The organism is Pseudomonas sp. S5D5 (assembly GCF_003013355.1).
Lineage (GTDB): Bacteria > Pseudomonadota > Gammaproteobacteria > Pseudomonadales > Pseudomonadaceae > Aquipseudomonas > Aquipseudomonas aylmerensis.
The window spans coordinates 3,039,475-3,063,368 of record NZ_PTEO01000001.1 but is presented as its reverse complement, the minus strand read 5'-3'; the positions used below and the strand labels follow the sequence as shown (position 1 = coordinate 3,063,368).

Sequence of the window (23,894 nt, the reverse complement as noted above, 5' to 3'; positions counted from 1 at the left end):
ATCGCCCATGCGCCAAAAAAAGACATTCAGCGGACCGCGCGGTTGCGACCCGCCCGATACCGGCCTATGTTCCAAGCCATGCCGTGCATTTTGCTGTCCATCCCATTCGCAATCAGGTGAAGACATGCCCACGCTTTCCCGCCCCGCCGTCCTCGAGCTGATCGGCAATACGCCGCTGGTTCGGGTCAGCCGTTTCGATACCGGCCCCTGCACACTCTTTCTCAAACTTGAATCACAGAACCCCGGCGGCTCCATCAAGGACCGCATCGGCCTGGCCATGATCGACGCCGCCGAACGCGACGGCCGCCTGCGCGAGGGCGGCACCATTATCGAGGCCACCGCCGGCAACACTGGCCTGGGCCTGGCGTTGGTCGGCCGGGCGAAGGGCTATCGGGTGGTGCTGGTGGTGCCCGACAAGATGTCCACGGAAAAGGTGCTGCACCTCAAGGCCATGGGCGCCGAAGTGCATATCACCCGCTCCGACGTGGGCAAGGGCCACCCCGAGTACTACCAGGACGTGGCCGCGCGCCTGGCCAAGGATATTCCCGGTTCATTCTTTGCCGACCAGTTCAACAACCCGGCCAACCCCCTGGCCCACGAAACCAGCACAGCGCCGGAAATCTGGGCGCAGACCCAGCATGATGTCGACGCAATCGTGGTGGGTGTCGGCTCGGCCGGCACCCTCACCGGCCTGACCCGCTTCTTCAAGCGCGTCCAACCGGAACTGGAAATGGTCCTGGCCGACCCGGTGGGCTCGGTGATGGCCGAATACAGCCGCAGCGGCCAGCTGGAAACTCCCGGTTCCTGGGCCGTGGAAGGCATCGGCGAAGACTTCATCCCCTCGATTGCCGACCTCTCCAGCGTGCGCCACGCCTACTCCATCAGCGATGAAGAAAGCTTCGACCACGCGCGCCAACTGCTCAAGGCCGAGGGCATTCTCGGCGGTTCCTCCACCGGCACCCTGCTCGCCGCCGCCCTGCGCTATTGCCGCGAACAGACCGAACCCAAGCGCGTGGTGACCTTTGTGTGCGACACCGGCACGCGCTACCTGTCGAAGGTCTACAACGACCAGTGGATGAACGACGCCGGCTTGTTGCAATACAAACACTACGGCGACCTGCGCGACCTGATCGCGCGCCGCTTCGAAGATGGCCGCGTGATCAGCGTGAGCCCCGATGACACCCTGCTCACCGCCTTCCAGCGCATGCGCCTGGCGGATGTCTCGCAACTGCCGGTACTGGTCGACGGCCAGACCCTGGTCGGCGTCATCGACGAGTCCGACATCCTGCTCGGCCTGCATCACGACGCGGCAGATTTTTCCATGGTCGTCGCCAGCGCCATGACCGATCACCTGCAGACCCTGGCCCCCAGCGCCAGCCTCGCCGAACTGCAGGCGGAACTGGATCGCGGCCTGGTCGCCATAATCGCCGACGCCTCGGGCTTCCACGGCCTGATCACGCGCGTCGACCTGCTTAACCACCTGCGGAGATCCCTTGTATGAGTCAGCCCGATAAAAGTGCATTTGCCACCCGCGTGATCCACGCCGGGCAATCACCCGACCCGACCACGGGCGCGCTGATGCCACCGATCTACGCCAACTCCACCTACCTGCAAGACAGCCCCGGTGTACACAAGGGCTTCGACTATGGCCGCTCCCACAACCCCACGCGCTTTGCCCTGGAACGCTGCGTCGCCGACCTCGAAGGCGGCAGCCAGGCGTTTGCCTTTGCGTCCGGGCTGGCGGCGATTTCCACCGTGCTGGAACTGCTCGACGCCGGCGCTCATATCGTCTCCGGCAATGACTTGTACGGCGGTACCTTCCGTTTATTCGACAAAGTGCGCCAACGCAGCGCCGGGCACCGCTTCAGCTTTGTCGACCTGAGTGACCTGTCGGCTTTCGAAGCCTCGTTGCAGGACGACACGCGCATGGTCTGGGTCGAAACCCCGAGCAATCCGCTGCTGAGCCTCACCGACCTCAGCGCGATCGCACGTATCTGCCGCGACCGCGACATCATCTGCGTGGCCGACAATACCTTCGCCAGCCCTTGGATCCAGCGTCCGCTGGAGCTGGGCTTTGATGTGGTGGTGCACTCCACCACCAAATACCTCAATGGCCACTCCGACGTGATCGGCGGCATCGCCATCGTCGGTGACAACCCCGCGCTCGCCGAGCGCCTGGGCTTCCTGCAGAACTCGGTCGGCGCCATCGCCGGCCCCTTCGACGCCTTCCTGACCCTGCGCGGCGTGAAAACCCTGGCGCTGCGCATGGAACGCCATTGCAGCAACGCCCTCGACCTCGCCACCTGGCTGGAACAGCAACCGCGAGTGGCGCGGGTGTACTATCCGGGCCTCACGTCCCACCCCCAGCATGAACTGGCGCGTAAACAGATGCGTGGGTTTGGCGGGATGATCTCGGTGGACCTCAACAGCGACCTGGCGGGCGCCACGCGCTTCCTGGAGAACGTCAAGATCTTCGCCCTGGCCGAAAGCCTCGGCGGCGTGGAGAGCCTGATCGAGCACCCGGCGATCATGACCCACGCCAGCATCCCCGCCGCCACGCGCGCGCAGTTGGGGATCGGCGATGGGTTGGTGCGGTTGTCGGTAGGGGTCGAGGATGTGGAGGATTTGCGCGCCGACCTGGCCCAGGCGTTGGCGCAGATCTAACCGAGGAAACGGGCCTTTGTGGGAGCTTGGCCGGCGATGCAGACACCTCGGGGCACCAGTTGCTTCGCGGTGATGCAATCGCCGGCCAAGCTCCCACATAAGTCCATCAGCTTGACGTTACATTGGCCCGTGCGCTGTGCAGTTTCTTGTAGCTGTCGATCAGGCGCAGATGCCGGTCCAGCCCTTCCAGCTTCATGCTGGTGGGCGTCAGCCCGTAGAAACGCACGCTGCCCTCGACCGAGCCGATCACCGCGTCCATCCGCTCATTGCCAAACATGCGGCGGAAGTTGGCCTCGTAGTCCGCCAGCTCCAAGTCTTCGTCCAGTTCCATCTCCAGCACCGCGTTCACCGCCTGGTAGAACAACCCGCGTTCCACGGTGTTGTCGTTGTACTGCAGGAACATCTCCACGCACTCCTTGGCCTCTTCGTACTGCTTGAGGGCGAGGTAGATCAGCAGCTTCAGCTCCAGGATGGTCAGTTGGCCCCACGCGGTGTTGTCGTCGAACTCGATGCCGATCAAGGTGGTGATGTCGGTGTAGTCGTCCAGCTCGCTTTCCACCAGGCGCTCGGCCAGTGCCTGCAGCGCCTCGTCGTCGAGGCTGTGCAGGTTGAGGATATCGGCGCGGAAAAACAGCGCCTTGTTGGTGTTGTCCCAGATCAGGTCATCCACCGGGTAGATTTCCGAGTAGTCCGGCACCAGGATGCGGCATGCCGTAGCGCCGAGGTGTTCGTACACCGCCATGTAGGACTCTTTGCCCATACCTTCCAGAATGCCGAACAGCGTCGCGGCTTCTTCGGCGTTGGAGTTTTCCCCCTGGCCGGAGAAGTCCCATTCGACGAATTCGTAGTCCGACTGGGCACTGAAGAAGCGCCACGAGACCACGCCGCTGGAATCGATGAAGTGCTCGACGAAGTTGTTCGGCTCGGTCACTGCGTGGCCTTCGAAAGTCGGCTGGGGCAGATCGTTCAAGCCTTCGAAACTGCGGCCCTGGAGCAGCTCGGTGAGGCTGCGCTCCAGCGCGACTTCCAGGCTCGGGTGTGCGCCGAACGAGGCGAATACGCCGCCGGTGCGCGGGTTCATCAGCGTCACGCACATCACCGGGAATTCACCGCCCAGGGACGCGTCCTTGACCAGTACGGGGAAGCCCTGGGCTTCCAGGCCCTGGATACCGGCGAGGATGCTCGGGTATTTGGCCAGCACCTCGGCCGGCACATCCGGCAGGGCGAATTCGCCTTCGATGATTTCGCGTTTCACCGCGCGCTCGAAGATCTCCGACAGGCACTGCACCTGGGCTTCGGCCAGGGTGTTGCCGGCGCTCATGCCGTTGCTGAGGTAGAGGTTTTCGATCAGGTTGGAGGGGAAGTACACCACTTCGCCGTCCGACTGGCGCACGAAGGGCAGCGAAACGATGCCACGTGCTTCATTGCCGGAGTTGGTGTCGTACAGGTGCGAGCCGCGCAACTCGCCGTCACGGTTGTAGATCTTCAGGCAGTAGGCATCGAGGATTTCGCTCGGCAGCTCATCCTTGCGACCCGGCTGGAACCAGCGTTCGTCCGGGTAATGCACGAATGGCGCGTTGGCCAGCTCTTCACCCCAGAACTGGTCGTTGTAGAAGAAGTTGCAGTTGAGCCGCTCGATGAATTCGCCCAGCGCCGAGGCCAGTGCGCCCTCTTTGGTCGCGCCCTTGCCATTGGTGAAGCACATCGGCGAATGCGCGTCGCGGATGTGCAGCGACCAAACATTGGGCACGATATTGCGCCACGACGCGATCTCGATCTTCATCCCCAGGCCGGCGAGGATCGCCGACATGTTGGCGATGGTCTGCTCCAGCGGCAGGTCCTTGCCGGCGATATAGGTGCCGGCTTCGGTGCCCACGCCAGGCATCAACAACGCCTGGGCGTCGGCGTCGAGGTTGTCGACTTCCTCGATCACAAACTCGGGACCGGCCTGCACGACTTTCTTCACGGTGCAACGGTCGATGGAACGCAGGATGCCCTGGCGATCTTTGTCAGAAATATCGGCGGGTAATTCAACCTGGATCTTGAAGATCTGGTTATAGCGGTTTTCCGGGTCGACGATGTTGTTCTGCGACAGGCGAATATTGTCGGTGGGGATATTGCGCGTCTGGCAATACAACTTCACGAAGTACGCCGCGCACAATGCCGATGACGCCAGGAAGTAATCGAAAGGCCCCGGCGCCGAGCCATCGCCCTTGTAGCGAATAGGCTGGTCGGCAATGACCGTGAAATCATCGAACTTGGCTTCAAGTCGGAGATTGTCGAGAAAGTTGACCTTGATTTCCATGCGGGCACACCAGAATAACGGGCTATATAAAAATGGCCGCCATTATGAAGTGTTTCACCGGGAAGTTTCAGGCTTTTGACCAGTGGCTGGCGAATTGTCGAATGTGCATTAACCTTTTGGCAGTTGGCGCCGATGGACTGAGTGCAACCAGGGAGTAGTCGGAATGCGCAACAACCAGCCTGTTACACAACGCGAGATTTCACTCGCGTCTTCGCAAAAACTCATCTCCGCCACCGATGTCCGGGGTGTGATCACTTACTGCAACGATGCCTTTGTCGCCATCAGCGGATTCAACCGCGCCGACCTGATCGGCGCGCCGCAAAACATCGTGCGTCACCCCGATGTCCCCCCCGCCTTGTTCGCGCACATGTGGAGCGCGCTCAAGCAAGGCCTGCCCTGGATGGGCATCGTCAAGAACCGTGCGAAAAATGGCGACCATTATTGGGTCAACGCCTATGTCACCCCCATCTTCGAAGGCGCCAATGTGGTGGGTTTCGAGTCGGTGCGGGTCAAACCCAGCGCCGATGAAATCCGTCGCGCCGAGGCGCTGTACCGGCGCATCAGCCAAGGCAAGCCAGGCGTGCCGCGCCAGGATGCATGGCTGCCGGCGGCCTTGAGCTGCGTACCCTATGTGGCGACCGCCGTTGCCGGCAGCGTTGCCGGGTTGTTCCTCAGTGCACCGCTGGCTATTGCGGTGGCCGTGGCGGTCGCAGTGCCGGTGGGTGTGCTGTGCTCGCAAGTTCGCCAGGGCAGCACCTTGCGCCTGCTGGCGGGTGTCGAGCCGTCGACCTCGGATGCCTTGATCGCGCAGATGTACAGTGACGCACGCGGGCCTCAAGCCCGTTTGGAAACCGCGTTTCTCAGCCAGACTGCACGCCTGAAGACGTGCCTGACCCGCCTGCAGGACAGCGCCGAACAACTCAGCGCCCTCGCCGGCCAATCCGATCAATTGGCCACGGCCAGCTCCAACGGCCTGGACCGCCAACGCGTCGAAACCGAGCAGGTCTCGGCCGCCGTCAACCAGATGGCCGCGACCACCCAGGAAGTCGCCAGTCACGTGCAACGCACCGCCGATGCCACCCAGCAAGCCAACGTGCTGACCGGGCGTGGCCGCGAAGTGGCGCGCGATACCCGCGAAGCCATCGAGCGCCTGTCTGCCGTGGTCGGCGAGACGGGCGTCACCGTGGCGCAGTTGGCCAAGGACAGTGACGAAATTGGCAGCGTGGTGGATGTGATCAAGGGCATCGCCGACCAAACCAACCTGCTCGCGCTCAACGCCGCGATCGAGGCTGCGCGCGCCGGCGACATGGGCCGTGGCTTCGCGGTGGTGGCCGACGAAGTACGCCAGTTGGCCCAGCGCACCACGCAATCAACCACCCAGATCCACGCGCTGATCACTCAGTTGCAGGCATCTTCCAACAATGCCGTGCAAAGCATGCAACACGGCCAGCGCCAGGCCGAGGAAGGCGTGGCCTGGGTGCTGGAAGCGGACCAGGCACTGGTGGGCATCAGCGAAGCGGTGTCGCATATCACCGACATGACCACCCAGATCGCCGCCGCGACCGAGGAACAAAGCGCGGTCGCCGAGGAGATCAGCCGCAACATCACCACCATCGCCGAACTGGCCGACCAGACCTCGATCCAAGCCCATCAATCCACGGACCTGAGCAAGGAACTGACCCATACCGCGTCCACCCAATACGCGTTGGTTGAACGCTTCAACCGCTGAGTGCGATGGGGGCAGCGGGCTTCCTGTGGCATAGGACATTCCTGTGACATAGGACATTCCTGTGACATAGGAAGCCCTGGGCAAAGGACCCTGCTATGGCAAAGGGGCCCCTGTGGCAAAGGTTCTTCCTGTGGCAAAGGTTCTTCCTATGGCAAAGGGGCCCTCTGTGGTAAAGGACCTTCCTGTGGCAGAGGCGCCCTCTGTGGCAAAGGACCTTCCTGTGGCAGAGGCGCCCCCTGTGGCGAGCGGGCTTGTCGAATCGTCGCACCGCCCGCGTTGGGCTGCGCAGCAGCCCCAATACCCTCGCCTGACATTGCACATTCTGCTTGATTAGGGCCCCTGCCCAACCCAACTCGAGCAGTGCAACGACTCGACAAGCCCCCCACCCCAGCAACGCTATCCCCCATAAGCTACCCGCGCCTTTGCGACCTGGACCTGCATGAGGTAACGTCCACCCACGCGCCCTCATGAAGCCCCTCGCCATGTCCATTGCCGATAACCTCATCGCCTTTACCTTCGCCGCCACCCTGCTGACGCTCACGCCCGGGCTCGACACCGCACTGGTGCTGCGGACCGCCACGGTAGAAGGCAAACGCCAGGCGCTGCAGGCCACCCTGGGAATCAACGCCGGTTGCCTGCTGTGGGGCGCGGCGGTGGCCTTCGGCCTGGGCGCGTTGATTGCGGTGTCCGAGGTGGCATTCAACCTGCTCAAATACTGTGGCGCGGCCTACCTGGCCTGGCTGGGCTTGAACATGCTGCTGCGTCCACGTCGCTCACTGGCGCCGGCTTCGCCCGAAGCGAAACCCGGCGGCAACTGGTTTATCAAGGGCATGCTGGGGAATGTGCTGAACCCCAAGGTGGGAATTTTCTACGTGTCCTTCCTGCCGCAATTCATTCCGCAAGGGCATTCGCTGATCGCCTGGACATTCGGCCTGGTGAGCATCCACGTGGTGCTCGGGCTGCTGTGGTCGCTGATGCTGATCGGCGCCACGCAGCAACTGTCCGGCTTTCTGCGTCGCGAGCAAGTCATCCAGTGGATGGACCGCACCACCGGCGTGATCTTCGTGTTGTTTGCCGCGCGGCTGGCGTTCAGCAGGCGCTGAGCCATTCGCTCTCCGAACCACGCGTAACGCCAACATGACTGAATTCTCCGGGTGAGACAAAGCCCCCCCTTGTGGGAGCCGTCGAGCCCCGGCGAGGCCGCGAAAGCGGTGGGTCAGGCACTAAATTCATCGGCAATGCCGCCGCCTTCGCGGCCTCGCTGGGGCTCGACGGCTCCCACATTTGATCTTTGGGGCGGCGGATTATGGGGTGTGACTCAAGGCTGCTTGCGGTAGGCCCGTATCGAGGCGAACACCGCCGATTCCCTGTGGGAGCCGTCGAGCCCTGGCGAGGCCGCGAAAGCGGTGGGTCAGGCACTAAATTCATTGGCAATGCCACCGCCTTCGCGGCCTCGCTGGGGCTCGACGGCTCCCACATTTGGTTTTTGGGGCGGCGGATTATGGGGTGTGACTCAAGGCTGCTTGGGGTGGGCCGGAATCGAGGCTAACACCGCCGATCCCTTGTGGGAGCCGTCGAGCCCTGGCGAGGCCGCGAAAGCGGTGTATCAGGCACTAAATTCATTGGCAATGCCGCCGCCTTCGCGGCCTCGCTGGGGCTCGACGGCTCCCACATTTGATCTTTGGGGCGGCGGATTATGGGGTGTGACTCAAGGCTGCTTGGGGTGGGCCCGTATCGAGGCCAACACCGCCGATCCCCTGTGGGAGCCGTCGAGCCCCGGCGAGGCCGCGAAAGCGGTGGGTCAGGCGCGAAATACATCGGCAATGCCGCCGCCTTCGCGGCCTCGCTGGGGCTCGACGGCTCCCACATTTGATCTTTGGGGCGGCGGATTATGGGGTGTGACTCAAGGCTGCTTGGGGTGGGCCGGAATCGAGGCTAACACCGCCGATCCCTTGTGGGAGCCGTCGAGCCCTGGCGAGGCCGCGAAAGCGGTGTATCAGGCACTAAATTCATTGGCAATGCCGCCGCCTTCGCGGCCTCGCTGGGGCTCGACGGCTCCCACATTTGATCTTTGGGGCGGCGGATTATGGGGTGTGACTCAAGGCTGCTTGGGGTGGGCCCGTATCGAGGCCAACCCCGCCGATCCCCTGTGGGAGCCGTCGAGCCCTGGCGAGGCCGCGAAAGCGGTGGGTCAGGCACTAAATTCATTAGCAATGCCGCCGCCTTCGCGGCCTCGCTTGGGCTCGACGGCTCCCACATTTGGTTTTTGGGGCGGCGGATTATGGGGTGTGACTCAAGGCTGCTTGGGGTGGGCCCGTATCGAGGCCAACACCGCCGTTCCCCTGTGGGAGCCGTCGAGCCCCGGCGAGGCCGCGAAAGCGGTGTGTCAGGCACTAAATTCATTGGCAATGCCGCCGCCTTCGCGGCCTCGCTGGCGCTCGACGGCTCCCACATTTGGTTTTTGGGGCGGCGGATTATGGGGGGTGACTCAGGGCTGCTTGCGGTAATAACCGGTCAGGTAATCCGGGCTGTCCGGCGCTGAGTTGTGTTCGATTACCGCGAAGTTTTTCACCAATTGAATGTGGTACGGACCTGCACGGCGAGTCGCCAGCGGTTCCGGCACGATGATGAGATTTTCGGTTTCCATCGGCACGCGGTGGTGGGCGGTGACGATGACTTTTGAGGTGCCGGTGTCTTTGAGCGTCACGGTGAACTCCGCGACTTCGCGCCCCTGGGCATCGCGCTCGGGCAGGATTTTCAAGTCCAGGTCGCCGTCACGGTCCAGGAAATCATCACGCATCTGGTAGTGACCGTCGCGCTGGTCGCGGGCGACTTCATCGAATTTATCGTAATCCGGTTGCTGGTGCTCATCGTGCAACTGGATGGCCAGTTCGCGCGTGTCGCCCTTCGCACCACTGACCCAGGTACCGGTGTAATCACGGGTGATGCGCCAGATGCCGGTCTGATGGCCGTCATCGGTGTATTCATGCAGGTAGAAGAAGGGTTCACCAGCATACTCACCGCGGTCACCCACCAGCTTGATCGGCTGGCCGCTGCCACTTTTGGTGTAGCGCAGTTCGCCGATCAAGACCGCGCCCTGTTGCTGGTACCAGATTTCCACCGGAATCTTGCCATCGAGCGTGCCGACCAGTCGCTGCGCGTCCTCGTTGACCGGCCCCTCAAGCCTGGGTGTTTCCAGCCACTGGCCATCCTTCCATTCGCCGGTGGTGCGCAGCATGTAGCCGCTGGGCATGCTGGTATTTTCATTGCTGTCTGTTGCCGGCACTTCTTCCTGGGTGTAGAAGCTCAGCCGGACCAATTGGTCGCCCTGCATCTGCCAGCGACTGGCGCGCATCCAGCAACAACCGCGGTCGGTTTGCGAATGGATAACGCCATCCGTGGGATTGATCGAAAACATCCCGCCGGAGGTCTCGTTCGCCAGGTCGGTCAAGGGTTGGTTCAAGATCCATTGCACCTGTTGCGGGTCTTGCAGGTACACATCGTAATTGAATTGAAAATCTTCAGCGGCGCCGCTGCCATTGCGGATAGCCAGGTCCTGACGACCATCACCGTTGATATCGGCGAAATACAACAGCCCGTACTCGCCCACCAGATGGTCCGCGTCGGTTTTGCCGTGGCGATCCAGCGGCACATTGCCGGCGGGCGTTTGCAACTGCTGGAGAATCGCGAGCGTCGCTCTGTCGCGCACGGTGATCAAGGCTGGTGCCAACGTTTGCAGGTCCTGCGGGACCTCGGGGAACAGCACTTCGACCAGGAACTTGCCACTGGGCTCATTGACCGAGAACGATCGGGGTTCGGCCATGGCGGCGGTGGCCAGGGCCAGAAAGAGGATTACGCCGGCGAAGTACGCACGCATCCTGAGCATCCTTGCTGAAATTGGGGGGCGGCAGTGTAGCGGTTGTTTTCAAACAAATCGCGGTTTGAACGCACACCAAGATCGGGCTTGGGGTTGATGCCATTGCGGGCTTGTTCCAGGCGCTCGGTGATGAGCGCCATAAAGTGTCCTTGATTTGGCTGAAGCGGGTTGCATCTGGATCCTTCGGCACGGGCGATATCTTCGTTGCCTGACCCGCCGCCTTCGCGGCCTCGCCGGGGCTCGACGGCTCCCACATTTGATCTTTGGGGCGGCGGATTATGGGGTGTGACTCAAGGCTGCTTGGGGTGGGCCCGTATCGAGGCCAACACCGCCGATCCCCTGTGGGAGCCGTCGAGCCCCGGCGAGGCCGCGAAAGCGGTGGGTCAGGCACTAAATTCATTGGCAATGCCGCCGCCTTCGCGGCCTCGCCAGGGCTCGACGGCTCCCACAGGAGGGGATCGGGGCGTTTGCTCGGACTCGTTTAATGCCCACGACAATCCGTGTAGCGCCAGCGAGGCTGCGATGGCGGTGGCGCTGTCTAGAGCAAGACCCGCTGAAGGTAACCCTCAAGAACGTCAACCTGCGCGGATGAAACAATCGCGGCGATATACCCGTCAGGGCGCACCAGCACCCAGTCACCGAGCGCCAGTTCATAAGCGCGCTGAAAGTGTCCCTGCGCGTCGATCATGTCGCCTTGCAGGCCGAACCGATGGATATGCAGCCCCGGCCGCGCGGCCACCGAGCCGCGTTTTACCCCGTACCCGAGCAATGTCCAATGCGTGCCCTGGAAGAGGTTGAACAGTCGCAACGATTGGCCTGCCGCCCCCCGGATCGGTGCATCCGGTGCCCGGTCGCCGGCGCGCAGGCTGGCGGTACGTGTCGGCTGCGCCAGGGCCAGCGAGGACTGCGGGTAGCCGATATCCAGCTGGTGCACTTCCCTGCCCCGGCGCAAGTCGCCGTTGGCCATCGCGCCCAGCAGTTGGGTGGCCAGGCCGAGTACGGACGCGGCGACGGGACGGCGCTCTGCCTCGTAGCTGTCGAGCAGATCATCGGACGCGCCGTGGGCCACCGCGGCGAGTTTCCAGCCGAGGTTGTAGGCGTCCTGCACGCTGGTATTGAGGCCCTGGCCGCCGGTGGGTGGATGGATATGGGCGGCGTCGCCCACCAGCAACACACGGCCGACGCGGTAGTGGTCGGCCAGGCGCGCATTCATGCTGTAGGCCGATGCCCAGGACACGCAATGCACTTCAATATCCTCACGCCCGGTGCGCTGGGCGATGAGCGCCGTCAGCCCTTCTGCACTCATGTCGACATCAACCTCCAGAGGAATCGGGCCCTGGATCTGGAACAGATCGGTGCCGGCCAACGGGCATATCGCGACTTGTCGCTGCACATCGCCCTCGCCAAAACGGTGCCAATGGTCACGCGACAGCCCGGTGAGCACCACGTCCGCCACCAGCGCGCGTACGCCCAGCGTCTTGCCAGGAAAGCCAATCTGCAGCGCATGCCGCACAAAACTGCGACCGCCATCGGCGCCCACCAGCCAGCGCGCGCGAACGGTGTCGGCGCCCGTCGGCCCCATCACCTGCGCCGTGACGCCGTCGTCGTCTTGAACAAAGTCCAGTAGTTCACAGCCGAATTCAGGCCGATGCCCCAGCTCCAACAGACGCTCGCGCAGCACTTGCTCAGTCAGAAATTGCGGCACCATCAGCGGCTGTTGATAGGGCTCGGCCGGTGTCGCAGGATGCTGCGCGATAGAATTGCCGTCACTGAAGCTGCCATCGTCGCGGTAGCGCCGTTCAGTCGGATAGACTCCCCCCATTGCCACCAGGCGGTCGAGAACCCCCAGGTCTTCGAAGACTTCCTGTGACCTTGGCTGGATGCCCTTGCCGCGCGAGCCATGGAACGGCTGTGGGCTCTTCTCGATCAGACGGAAGGTGATGCCCCGTCTGGCCAAGTCGATCGCGAGGGTCAAGCCGGCAGCACCGGCACCGCAAATCAGTACATCGACAGCGCATCGCTCGTTCATACGGGCCACCTATATGTGCAATACGCACATATTAAGAGGGAGAAGCACAGTGTCAATTAAAAATGTGCAAAGCGCACATATATCCACCCAACTGCGCGACCTGCATGGATCGCTGGTGGAAATCGTCGGCGTGATGAATCGCCCGCAACGCGACGAGGCGATGGTGCGCGAAGCCGGGATTTCCCTGGATCGCGCGCTGTTTCCGCTGCTGGTGCTGGTGGAGCGGCTGGGCCCGATTGGCGTGGTCGAACTGGCCGATCGTGTCGGCCGCGACTACACCACCGTAAGCCGGCAGGTGGCGAAACTGGAAAGCCTCGGCCTGATCCTGCGCCAGGAAAGTGCAGCGGACCGCCGCGTGCGTGAGTCGGTGATTACCGACAAGGGCAAGGCCATGACGGACCGTGTCGATGCGGCGCGGGAGAGGATTGGCCAGTCGATCTTCTCGACCTGGGACGAGGGTGATTTCGACAACCTGGTGCGGCTGATGCGCAAGTTTGCCGAGGACATCAAGGACGATTCAGTGCGGGCGACGAAGGGGATGAAATGAAGCCGTGCACTGCGCTCTGGTGAGCCAGGCTGAGTTGTTGAAGCAAGCGGGCATCCTATGGTGAGCGGGATTGTTGTGGCGAGCGGGCTTGCCCCGCGTTGGGCTGCGCAGCAGCCCCAAACCCAACCCCTCGGTTTACCTGAAACAGCGCAGTGATCTTGAGAGGGGCCGCTGCGCGCCCCAACGCGGGGCAAGCCCGCTCACCACAACAGGATCGCTAGCCACAGGAAGCCACTCACCACAACAAGCCCACTAGCCACTGGAAGCCCACTCAACACACCAAGCCCCACTAGCCACTGGAAGCCCACTCACCACAACAAACCCGCCAGCCACATAGGCACAACCGCCCCGCGCCCTATCAATCCACCGCCAACTCCACCACCCCGCCGTTCAACCGCACCGGCCATACCCGCAATCGCTGCTCCGGCGCCTCAAGGCATTGGCCGTCCTGCAGCCGATAATGCTGCTTGTAGATCGGCGCAGCCACCACCAGCTGGCCCTTGATGCTGCCGACCAGGCCGCGGCCGATGACGTTCGCGCCGGACTGCGGGTCATGATTGTCGATGGCGTACAGCGTCTGGTCCGGCGCCTGCGGCAGGTAGAACAGCGCCACCTGCACGCCGTCGACCCATACCACCACGCCGGAATTGCTCACCAGGTCTTGTTCGGTACACACGCGTTTCCAGCTGGCCAGGTGTCGCTGGCTGTTGGGCTGGCTCATCAGGCAATCTCCTCGGTGACGGCAATCAGGTTGAGTTCGGCGGCCATGATCGGCCGGCGCTGGCCGCGTTCCTGCACAAAGTGAATGTCCGGGTCGGCGCGCTTGTCGTTGACGAACGTGCGGAAGCGCTTGAGTTTCTCCGGGTCCTCGAGGGCGTTGGCCCACTCGCATTCGTAGCGGTCGACCACCCGTTGCATCTGCGCTTCAAGTTCCGCGCCGAGGCCCAGGCTGTCGTGCACGATCACGTCCTTGAGGAACTCCAATCCGCCCTCCAGGCTTTCGCGCCACACCGAGGTGCGTTGCAGCTTGTCGGCGGTGCGGATGTAGAACATCAGGAAGCGGTCGATGTACTGGATCAGCGTGGCGTCATCTAGGTCGGTGGCGAACAGTTCCGCATGGCGTGGGCGCATGCCCCCGTTGCCGGCGATATACAGGTTCCAGCCCTTCTCGGTGGCGATCACGCCGACGTCCTTGCTCTGCGCTTCGGCGCACTCGCGGGTGCAGCCCGACACCGCGAATTTGAGCTTGTGCGGCGAGCGCAGGCCCTTGTAGCGGTCTTCGATCAGCAGCGCCATTTTCACGCTGTCCTGCACACCGTAGCGGCACCAGGTGCTGCCCACGCAGGACTTCACCGTACGCGTGGACTTGCCATACGCATGCCCGGTTTCAAAGCCGGCGGCGATCAGCTCGGCCCAGATGTCCGGCAGCTCATGCAGTTGCGCGCCGAACAGGTCGATGCGCTGGCCGCCGGTGATCTTGGTGTAGAGGTCGTATTTCTTCGCGACCTCGCCGATCACGATCAGCTTGTCGGCGGTGATCTCACCGCCCGGAATACGCGGGACCACCGAGTAGGTGCCGTTCTTCTGCATGTTGGCCATGAACGTGTCGTTGGTGTCCTGCAGCGGCACCAGGGACGGGTCCATGATCGGCTGGTTCCAGCAGGAGGCGAGGATCGAACCCACCGCCGGCTTGCACACATCGCAGCCGGTGTGGCCACGCCCATGCTTGGCCAGCAGTTCCTCGAAGGTGCTCAGCCCCTCCACCCGCACCAGCGCATACAACGCCTGCCGGGTGTGGGCGAAGTGTTCGCACAGGCTTTTATCGACGCTGACGCCACGCGCGATCAGCTCATGCTCGAACACCTGCTTGAGCAACCCGGCGCAGCCGCCACAACCGGTGCACGCCTTGGTCTGGGACTTGAGCACGCCGAGGTCGCTGCAGCCGCCGTCGATGGCCGAGCAGATCGCGCCTTTGGTGACGTTGTGGCACGAACACACCGTGGCCGATTCCGGCAACGCGCCAGGCCCCAGTGTCGGTGCGCCGCTGGACGACGGCAGGATCAGGCTCGCCGGTTCCGCCGGCAACGCGATGCGGTTCTGCAGGTATTGCAGCAAGGTGTCGTAGTAGCTGTTGTCACCGACCAGCACCGCGCCGATCACGCGCTTGCCGCTCGCATCCACCACCAGGCGACGGTAGCTGGCGCTCGCCTCGTCGATGAACTGGTAGCTGCGCGCGCCGGGCGTGTGGGCATGCGCATCGCCGATGGAGCCGACGTCGACGCCAAGCAATTTGAGCTTGGTCGACATATCGGCGCCCACAAAAGGCTCGGCGGCCTCCCCGCTCAACAATGCGGCCACGCCGCGGGCCATCTGGTAGCCCGGCGCGACCAGGCCGAACAGGCTGCCGTTCCAGGATGCGCACTCGCCAATCGCGTAGATGTTCGGGTCGCAGCTCAGGCATTCGTCGTTGATCACCACCCCGCCGCGCGGGCCGATCTCCAGCCCGGCCTGGCGAGCCAAGGCGTCCTGGGCGCGGATACCGGCGGAGAACACGATCAGGTCGGTCTCCAGATGCGCCTCACCGGCGAAGTTCATGCGGTAGCGGTACTGCTCGCCCGCACTGATCGATTGAGTGGCGCGCGACAAATGCACACCGACGCCAAGCCGCTCGATCTGGGCCTTGAGCGCCAGGCCGCCAAAATCATCCAGCTGCACCGGCATCAGGCGCGGCGCGAACTCCACCACATGGGCTTCCAGGCCCAGGCTCTTCAAGGCGTTGGCGGCTTCCAGGCCCAACAGGCCGCCGCCGACCACCACGCCGCGCCGGGCATTGGCTGCCGCCGCGCGAATGGCGTCGAGGTCTTCAAGGGTACGGTAGACCAGCCGCGAATCGCCTTCGGCGCCTTCAATCGGCGGCACAAACGGGTAGGAACCGGTAGCGAGCACCAACTTGTCGTACGCCACGCAGCCATTGGCGGTGATGACCTCGCAACGCGCGCGGTCGATTTCCAGCACCGGCACGCCGAGGTGCAGGGTAACGCCCGGCGTCTGGTACAGCGACGCCTCGGACAGCGCCAACGACTCGGCATCGCGGCCGGTGAAGTATTCGGAAAGGTGTACGCGGTCATAGGCACGCATCGGCTCTTCGCTGAACACGTGCAACCGATAATGCGCCAGCGCGCCGCGCTCGATCAGTTGCTCCACACAGTGGTGGCCGACCATGCCATTGCCGACGACGATCAGGGTTTTCATCTGTTTATTCATTCCAAGCACCCGGCAACGTTCATCACGGTTTTAAAAGCAAAAAAAAACGCCTGAAACCTTGCGGTTCCAGGCGTCTTTGCCTGTTCTTCTGCGGAATAGGATCGGCGACTGCGCCGGCTCTGCCGCGATTGCCCCTGGTGTCGATCGTCGTTGACCGAGATGGGTTGAGGATGAACTTGCAGGCGGCGTGCCAACCCGCCCAGGTGCCCGTAACAGCCACACCCGGCGCCTCCTCTGCCCCTCCAATACGCCGAATCCCGCCTCCAACTGGTGCGCCCTGCTTCATAACTGCGCACTGGAGCGCTTGTGTGGCGAGGGAGCTGGCTCCCGTTGGCGTGGGTAGCGCACCGAGGATTTTGGCGCCGCTGCGCAGCCCGGCGGGAGCCAGCGCCCTCGTCACGACACGTGAGCCCGCCTGCGCTCAAACCTGGCGCGTGACTTGCTAGGAACCCCACATACAGCAGTCAACGCTGACTGCCCAATCACGACAAAGGCGCCGTGCAATCCCCGTTTCCAACGGAGGGTTGCAGGGCGCTTTTTTTATGCCGGGCACAAAGCAGTCGAGGGGTACGGATGGCCATTCAAAGCGTGCGCAGCGTGTGCCCTTATTGTGGTGTGGGCTGCGGCATCGTCATGCAGGTCGAGCACAACAAGGTGGTCAAGGTGATCGGCGACAAGGCCCACCCCACCAACTTCGGCCGCCTGTGCACCAAGGGCACCACCTGCGGGCAAGCCATTGCCGAGTCCGGCCGCATGGAAAACGCCTACGTGCGTCAGGCGCGCGATCACGACCCGGTGCGCATCGGCATCGACACGGCCATCAGCGACACGGCCAGCCGTTTGCGCCACATCCTCGACACCCACGGGCCCGACGCGCTGGCGTTCTACGTGTCCGGGCAAATGTCCCTGGAAGCCCAATACCTGGTCAACAAACTCGCCAAGGGGTTTGTGCGCACCCAGCACATCGAGTCCAACTCGCGCCTGTGCATGGCCAGCGCCGGCAGTGGCTACAAGCTGTCCCTGGGCGCCGATGGACCTCCGGGGTCCTATGCAGATTTCGACCGCGCCGACCTGTTCTTCGTGATCGGCGCGAATATGGCCGACTGTCATCCGATCCTGTTCCTGCGCATGATGGACCGGGTCAAGGCCGGGGCGAAACTCATCGTGGTCGACCCCCGACGCAGTGCCACGGCGGACAAGGCCAACCTGTTCCTGCAGATCGCCCCCGGCACCGACCTCGCCCTGCTCAACGGCCTGTTGCACCTGCTGGTGAAAAACGGCCACACAGACCCGGCCTTTATCGCGGCCTTCACCGAAGGCTGGGACGCCATGCCCGGTTTCCTCGAGGACTACCCGCCGGCGCGGGTTGCGCAACTGACCGGCCTGACTGAAGCCGACATCCGCCAGGCCGCCGCCTGGATCGGCCAGGCCAGCGAATGGATGAGCTGCTGGACCATGGGCCTCAACCAGAGCACCCACGGCACCTGGAACACCAACGCGCTGTGCAACCTGCACCTGGCGACCGGCGCGATCTGCCGCCCCGGCAGCGGGCCGTTTTCCCTCACCGGCCAGCCCAACGCCATGGGCGGGCGCGAAATGGGCTACATGGGCCCGGGCCTGCCGGGGCAGCGCTCGGTGCTGGTCGAGGCCGACCGCGCCTTTATCGAAGACCTCTGGCAACTGCCCGCAGGCAGCCTGCCGCGCCAGGTCGGCGGCGGCACCGTGGCGATGTTCGAGCAGATGGCCGCCGGGCAGATCAAGGCCTGCTGGATCATCTGCACCAACCCGGTGGCCAGCGCGCCGAATCGACGCAAGGTCATTGAAGGTTTGCAGGCCGCCGAACTGGTGATCACCCAGGACGCCTTCCTCGACACCGAGACCAACCGCTACGCCGACATCCTGTTGCCCGGCGCACTCTGGGCCGAAGCCGAAGGCGTGATGATCAACTCCGAGCGCAACCTGACCCTGATGCAGAAAGCCGTCGACGCCCCCGGCGAGGCCTTGCCCGACTGGCAGATCATCGCCCGGGTCGCCTGCGCGATGGGCTTTGCCGAGGCCTTCACCTACACCTGCGCCGCCGACGTATTCGACGAAATCAAGCGCGCCTGGAACCCCAAGACTGGCTATGACATGCGCGGCGCCAGCCATGCACGCCTGCGCGAAACGCCCTTGCAATGGCCCTGCGCATCCGCAGATGGCGCCGACCGCAACCCGATCCGCTACCGGCATGGCGACACACTCAAGTTCGCCACCGAAACCGGCAAGGGCCAATTCTTCGCCCGTCCACACATGCCGCCGGCGGAGATGCCCGATGCGGCGTTTCCCTTTGTGCTCAACACCGGCCGCCTGCAGCACCAGTGGCACACCCTGACCAAGACTGGCAAGGTCGCCACGCTGAACAAACTCAACCCCGGCCCGTTCGTGGAACTGCACCCCGAAGACGCCGCGCAACTGGGCATCAAGGACCAGGACCGAGTCGAAATTCGCTCATCACGCGGGCATGCCGTGCTGCCTGCGGTGGTCACCGACCGCGTGCGGGCGGGCAACTGCTTTGCGCCGTTTCACTGGAACGATGTGTTTGGCGAACACCTGGCGATCAATGCAGTGACCAACGACGCCGTCGACCCGATTTCGCTGCAGCCGGAGTTCAAATTCTGCGCCGTGGCCCTGACGCGGATCGAGCTGATCGACCATCAGTTCCTCGACGCGCCCAAACCCGCAACCCGCGTTATCTCCCCTTCAGCAGAGGACCTCACCATGTCGCGCCTCGACGCCTTCGCCGATCTCGCGGGCCTGCGCAACGTGCCGGCGCCGGCACTCAGCGACAGCGAACGCACCTACCTTGCGGGCTTTCTCAGTGGCCTGCGCGCCAGCACTGGCCACGAAGCCGGCGTACCGGTGATGCCGGCGCAGGCCCCCTTGGCCAAAGACACTCGGTTGTGGCTCGACGGCCTGCTGGGTGGGCTGTTCAGTCGTGCGGAAGCGGTCGAAGCCAGCGCCCTGCCCGGCCCGACCGTCACCCTGCTGTGGGCCTCGCAAACCGGCAACGCCGAAACCCTGGCCGAGCGCTGTGCCCAACGCCTGCGCGACGCCGGCATAGAGGTGGTGCTCAGCGCCATGGCTGACTTCCCCGCCAGCAGACTCGCCAGTACCCACACCCTGGCCCTCATCAGCAGCACCTTCGGCGACGGCGACCCACCGGACAATGGCGAAAGTTTCTGGCGCAGCCTCAACAGCGCCGACATCCGCCTTGAATCGTTGCGCTATGCGGTGCTGGCGCTGGGCGATCCCAGTTACGACCAGTTCTGCAAGCACGGCAAACAGCTCGACCAGCGCCTGCAGGAACTGGGCGCCACTCGCCTGCTGGAACGCGTCGACTGTGACACCGAATTCGAAAGCCGTGCCGACGCCTGGCTGGCGCAATTGCAGCAAACCCTCAACCCGGCCAAACCTGCAGCGCCCGCCACACCCGCCGGCAAAACCAAGCTGTTCGGGTCACGCCTGCTGCTCAACCGGCACTTGAACCCGCACAGCGCGCACAAGGAAACCCGCCAGTTCGCCCTCGACCTGGCCGACTCCGGGCTGAGCTATGAAGCCGGCGATGCGTTAGGGGTGATGCCGCGCAACTGTCCGGAACTGGTCAGCGAACTGCTCGACCTGACTCGCCTGCCCGCCAGCACCTGCGTGAATGTCGACACTTTCGGCGAGGTTGCCCTGCAACAGGCGCTGACCCAGCACTTCGAAATTGCCCGTCCCAGCAGCGACTCGCTTGCGTTTATCGCCGAGCGCAGCGCCAATCCGGGCCTCAAGCAGTTGCTCGAACCCGAGCGCAAAGCCGAGCTGAAGGACTGGCTGTGGGGCCGACAGCTGGCGGACGTGCTGCACCACTATCCAATTGAATGCACGGCACAGGAGCTGCTCGGCACCCTCAAGCGCCTGCAACCGCGCCTGTATTCAATCGCCTCCAGCGCCAAGGCTTATCCGCGCGAAGTCCATCTGACGGTGGCCGCGGTACGTTATGGCCGGCGCAAAGGCGTGTCGTCGACCTTCCTCGCCGACCGCGCCGGCGACGCCGAGGTGCCGGTGTTCGTGCAGCCGTCGCGGCACTTTCGGACACCCACCGACGGTGATGTGCCGATGATCATGATCGGCCCCGGCACTGGCGTGGCGCCGTTCCGCGCGTTTTTGCAGGAACGCCGGGCACAGGGGCATCAGGGCCGCAACTGGCTGTTTTTTGGTGAACAACATGCGGCCAGCGATTTTTACTATCAGGAGGAACTGCAAGACTTGCAGCACGATGGCCTGCTGACCCACCTCAGCCTGGCGTTTTCCCGCGACCAGGCGCAGAAGGTCTACGTGCAGGACCGCCTGCGCGAACACGGTGCGGAGCTGTGGCGCTGGTTGCAGGAAGGCGCGCAGCTGTATATCTGCGGTGACGCCAGCCATATGGCCAAGGATGTCGACCAGGCACTCCGTCAGATCGCGCAAACCCACGGCGGGCTTGGCGCGGAGAGCGCGGCGGAGTACTGGCGCGCATTGAGCGAGCAGAAGCGTTATCTGCGTGATGTGTACTGATTGGATACAGAACAATAAGCACTTTGTATTGTGTACAAAAAACCCTAAAGATTTATCCGCCCCGGGCCGAAACAGCAGGCATAGCAAATCGCCGCCACTCTAGGCTGGACGGCGTCGATTTGGCCGCCCTCCACGCTGATGGTCGTCTCGATGAAAATAAAAAATAAGCTTGTACTCGCGTTTGTCTCGGTCGCATTTATCCCGGTAAGCCTGGTCGCCGTGATTTCGGTGATGAACACGCGGACCCAGGCCGTCGATCAGTTCATCGACGGCAGCACGCGGGAAATCCGCCAGATCGATGGCAACATCCGGCAGTTCTTTGATGGCACGCTGCAGAACGTCGATCAAATGGCCATGGATCCTGTATACACTTCCGTGAACACCCTGAAGAACTATCAACCCGCCGATGCCGCCAGCCAGCCTATGCCGGCCGAGGCCCAAGCGATGATCGAGCGCTTCGCGCGCTTCGGTGCCACGCACCCGGCGGCGGCCATCCTGTCCATCGGCCTGGAAGACGGCACCTACGTGAAATGGCCGGATGACCCGCAGCTGGCCAAGTACGATCCGCGCACACGCCCCTGGTACAAGGCGGCAATGGCCAGCCCCGGCAAGACCGTGCGCACCCCTGCGTACTATTACGACAAGGACGACGTGGCCCTGGTCGGCACTGCGCGCGCCTTGCTGGATAACAGCGGCAAGGCCAAGGGCGTGTTCGTGGTCAGCGTGTCGCTGAAGAACCTCACCGAGTTGGTCAAGAGCATCAAGCTCGGCGAAAGCGGCTACGTGATGCTGATCGAAGACGGCGTGGTACTGGTCGACCCGCGCGACGCCGCCCACAGCTTCAAGCCACTCAAGGACCTCGGCGCCGCTTACGCCCAACTGGCCGCGACGCCCCAGGGTTCCACCGAGGTCGAGATCGACGGCGTGCGCTATATGGCCAACGTCTGGACTTCCCCGGGCCTGGGCTGGCGCTACATCGGCCTGATCGAACATCGCGAAGTCATGGCCGAAGCCATGCGCATGACCTACCTCACCGCCGTCATCGTCGGCGTGCTGGTGTTGATCTTCGGGCTGATCGCCGCGGCGTTCTCCAAGGTCATCGTCAAGCCCATCGGCCAGGTCAGCACCGGCCTGCAGTCGATCGCCCAGGGCGAAGGCGACCTGCGTCATGAACTGCAGGTGCAGGGCAAGGATGAAACCGCCGAACTGGCCGGCTGGTTCAACAAGTTTCTCGCCGCCATTCGCCAACTGATCCAGCATATCGGCGCGGCGTCGGCCAACTTGCAGAACGCCTCGAAGGTCAACAGCGAAGTCGCGCACAACATGAACGAGGCCGCCGGGCGCCAGCGCGAAGCGGTGGAACTGGTCTCCACCGCGTTCAACGAAATGGTCGCCACCGCCAACGAAGTCGCACGCTCCTGCAGCGGCGCCGCGGAGTCTGCCGAGAACGGCCACCGCCGTGTCGCCGAGGGCAAGCAGCAGATCGAAGTCACCACCGACAACGTCAACCGCCTGGGCCGCCGCCTGACCGAATCGTCGCAGGCGATGGTCGAGCTGGAAGCCGGCAGTCGCAGCATCAATCAGATCCTCGGCACCATTCGCGCGATTGCCGAACAGACCAACCTGCTGGCGCTGAATGCTGCCATCGAGGCCGCCCGCGCCGGTGACCAGGGCCGTGGTTTTGCCGTGGTCGCCGACGAGGTGCGCGCGTTGGCCAAGCGCACCTCCGACTCCACCGGCGAGATTGAGCAACTGCTCGGCACCCTGGAAAACAAGACCCAGGAAGTCACGCAAAAGATGGGCAGTTGCCTGGGTCTGTCACGCGCGAGTGTGTCGTCCATCGAAAGCGCGCGCGACAGTTTTGAAGGCATTCAACTGTCGGTCAACGAGATCCGTGACCAGAACCTGCAGATCTCGGCCGCCGCCGAGGAACAACACAGCGTCGCCGAAGAGATCAACCGGCATATCCAGCAGATCTACGACGAGGCACGGCTGGTGGAAAGCCTGGCCAACTCGGCGCAGGACGACTCGGGACGGCTGTCGAACCTGTCGGATGAGCTGAATGGGCTGGTGGGCCGCTTCAAGTCCTGATGAACGCCGAGATCTGTTGCCACATGGCACGCGGGTTGGAATACATCGGGAAGTGCCCGCACTCGGCAATCGGCGCCAGGCGCACACCGTGTGCCTGGATATGCGCGAGGTAGGACAGCCCGGCGTTCTGCTCGCCGTACATGAACAGACGCGGGCACGGCAGGCCGAGGAACTTGTCCATCAGCCCGGCGTTATCCGACAGCTCCACCATCGACTGGAAAATCCCGCGCACCGCGCCGGCCCGCACCTTGTAGCGCAGGCTGGCCGAGTACAGCGCGCTGGCATACGCCGGGGCCTGGCGGGTGCGCTCGATGAAGGCGCGGAAAAACGCCTCGGGATCGTCCGCCGGGTAGTCGACGATCTGGCGGCTGAGGAAGCAGTCTTCCGGGGCGATGTTGCCCTCTATGTCGGTGAAGCTCAGCACACGCCCGGGAAAACGGTGCGCCAGCATCAGCGCCGTCAGGCCGCCCATGGAGTGGCCGACCAAATGAAAGCGCTCGATCTGGAAATGCGCCAGCACCTGCAACGCGGTGTCGAGCAGGAACGGGATGCTGATCTTTGTCAGATCGGAGCACTGGCTTTCACCGCAGCCGGGGGCGTCGTAGGCAATGAACGGGTGCCCGTCGAACGCCGGGTGCAGGTCGATATCGGCGTAGTCTTCCTTGGTCGAGCCAAATCCGTGCAGGAACACGATGGGCGCGCGGTCGCCAGCGCGATGGATCGCGGCGATGTCCAGCGATACGCCGTCTACCGTCAGCGGCAAGTAGGTGTGAGTGAACGACATGATGGGGATTCCTGGAACAGACAGCCCGG

At 63.5% G+C, this 23,894-nt stretch carries 14 protein-coding genes and 1 pseudogene; 8 read left to right on the top strand and 7 right to left on the bottom strand.

Translation table 11 applies throughout. From position 1 onward, the window contains the following. Nucleotides 1–124: 124 nt before the first annotated feature. Complete coding sequence (locus tag C9990_RS14300; RefSeq protein WP_106803684.1) at nucleotides 125–1,501, top strand: cystathionine beta-synthase; 1,377 nt, start codon at nucleotides 125–127, stop codon at nucleotides 1,499–1,501. Further along, nucleotides 1,498–2,664: a cystathionine gamma-synthase gene (locus C9990_RS14295; RefSeq protein WP_106803683.1), complete on the top strand. Its 1,167-nt coding sequence runs from the start codon at nucleotides 1,498–1,500 to the stop codon at nucleotides 2,662–2,664. Before C9990_RS14300 ends, C9990_RS14295 begins: the two co-directional genes overlap by 4 nt. Nucleotides 2,665–2,770: 106 nt before the next feature. On the opposite strand, the gene C9990_RS14290 is transcribed toward C9990_RS14295, so the two are convergent. Then, complete coding sequence (locus C9990_RS14290; protein WP_106803682.1) at nucleotides 2,771–4,969, bottom strand: OsmC domain/YcaO domain-containing protein; 2,199 nt, start codon at nucleotides 4,967–4,969, stop codon at nucleotides 2,771–2,773. Between the two features lie 247 nt (nucleotides 4,970–5,216). On the opposite strand from C9990_RS14290, the gene C9990_RS14285 reads away from it, so the two are divergent. Together C9990_RS14285 and C9990_RS14280 are read left to right on the top strand one after the other, a co-directional pair. Next, a complete protein-coding gene (locus tag C9990_RS14285) occupies nucleotides 5,217–6,698 on the top strand; it encodes a methyl-accepting chemotaxis protein (RefSeq protein WP_371920698.1) in 1,482 nt (493 codons plus the stop codon). Nucleotides 6,699–7,180: 482 nt separating this feature from the next. Further along, complete coding sequence (locus C9990_RS14280; RefSeq protein WP_106805654.1) at nucleotides 7,181–7,801, top strand: LysE family translocator; 621 nt, start codon at nucleotides 7,181–7,183, stop codon at nucleotides 7,799–7,801. Between the two features lie 1,385 nt (nucleotides 7,802–9,186). Here C9990_RS14280 and C9990_RS14275 read toward each other — a convergent pair. The 3 genes from C9990_RS14275 to C9990_RS14270 all read right to left on the bottom strand — a co-directional run bounded on the left by C9990_RS14275 (nucleotide 9,187) and on the right by C9990_RS14270 (nucleotide 12,604). After that, on the bottom strand, nucleotides 9,187–10,575 hold the full coding sequence (locus C9990_RS14275) for a hypothetical protein (protein WP_106803680.1): 1,389 nt from the start codon (nucleotides 10,573–10,575) through the stop codon (nucleotides 9,187–9,189). Next, on the bottom strand, nucleotides 10,551–10,715 hold the full coding sequence (locus C9990_RS32315; protein WP_157955075.1) for a hypothetical protein: 165 nt from the start codon (nucleotides 10,713–10,715) through the stop codon (nucleotides 10,551–10,553). The genes C9990_RS14275 and C9990_RS32315 overlap by 25 nt, the downstream gene beginning before the upstream one ends. Nucleotides 10,716–11,113: 398 nt before the next feature. Beyond that, nucleotides 11,114–12,604, bottom strand: coding sequence for an FAD-dependent oxidoreductase (locus C9990_RS14270; RefSeq protein ID WP_106803679.1), 1,491 nt, complete (start codon nucleotides 12,602–12,604; stop codon nucleotides 11,114–11,116). Between the two features lie 49 nt (nucleotides 12,605–12,653). Here C9990_RS14270 and C9990_RS14265 point away from each other — a divergent pair, with 49 nt between their 5' ends. Beyond that, a complete protein-coding gene (locus C9990_RS14265; protein WP_256595080.1) occupies nucleotides 12,654–13,151 on the top strand; it encodes a MarR family winged helix-turn-helix transcriptional regulator in 498 nt (165 codons plus the stop codon). A 358-nt stretch (nucleotides 13,152–13,509) separates the two neighbouring features. Here the strand turns inward: C9990_RS14265 and nirD are convergent, their stop codons facing one another. Together nirD and nirB are read right to left on the bottom strand one after the other, a co-directional pair. Then, nucleotides 13,510–13,872, bottom strand: a complete 363-nt coding sequence (nirD, locus tag C9990_RS14260; protein WP_106803677.1) for a nitrite reductase small subunit NirD — start codon at nucleotides 13,870–13,872, stop codon at nucleotides 13,510–13,512. Next, on the bottom strand, nucleotides 13,872–16,415 hold the full coding sequence (gene nirB / locus C9990_RS14255) for a nitrite reductase large subunit NirB (RefSeq protein ID WP_106803676.1): 2,544 nt from the start codon (nucleotides 16,413–16,415) through the stop codon (nucleotides 13,872–13,874). Before nirB ends, nirD begins: the two co-directional genes overlap by 1 nt. A gap of 573 nt (nucleotides 16,416–16,988) precedes the next feature. On the opposite strand from nirB, the gene C9990_RS14250 reads away from it, so the two are divergent. The 3 genes and pseudogenes from C9990_RS14250 to C9990_RS33070 all read left to right on the top strand — a co-directional run bounded on the left by C9990_RS14250 (nucleotide 16,989) and on the right by C9990_RS33070 (nucleotide 23,081). Then, nucleotides 16,989–20,990: a bifunctional nitrate reductase/sulfite reductase flavoprotein subunit alpha gene (locus C9990_RS14250; RefSeq protein ID WP_106803675.1), complete on the top strand. Its 4,002-nt coding sequence runs from the start codon at nucleotides 16,989–16,991 to the stop codon at nucleotides 20,988–20,990. A gap of 138 nt (nucleotides 20,991–21,128) precedes the next feature. Further along, nucleotides 21,129–22,226, top strand: a pseudogene (locus C9990_RS33075) (cache domain-containing protein); the annotation flags it as partial. Nucleotides 22,227–22,313: 87 nt separating this feature from the next. Further along, complete coding sequence (locus C9990_RS33070; RefSeq protein WP_371920697.1) at nucleotides 22,314–23,081, top strand: methyl-accepting chemotaxis protein; 768 nt, start codon at nucleotides 22,314–22,316, stop codon at nucleotides 23,079–23,081. Here C9990_RS33070 and C9990_RS14240 read toward each other — a convergent pair. After that, on the bottom strand, nucleotides 23,071–23,865 hold the full coding sequence (locus C9990_RS14240) for an alpha/beta fold hydrolase (RefSeq protein ID WP_106803674.1): 795 nt from the start codon (nucleotides 23,863–23,865) through the stop codon (nucleotides 23,071–23,073). The two genes, C9990_RS33070 and C9990_RS14240, sit on opposite strands and share 11 nt — an antisense overlap. Nucleotides 23,866–23,894: the final 29 nt, after the last annotated feature.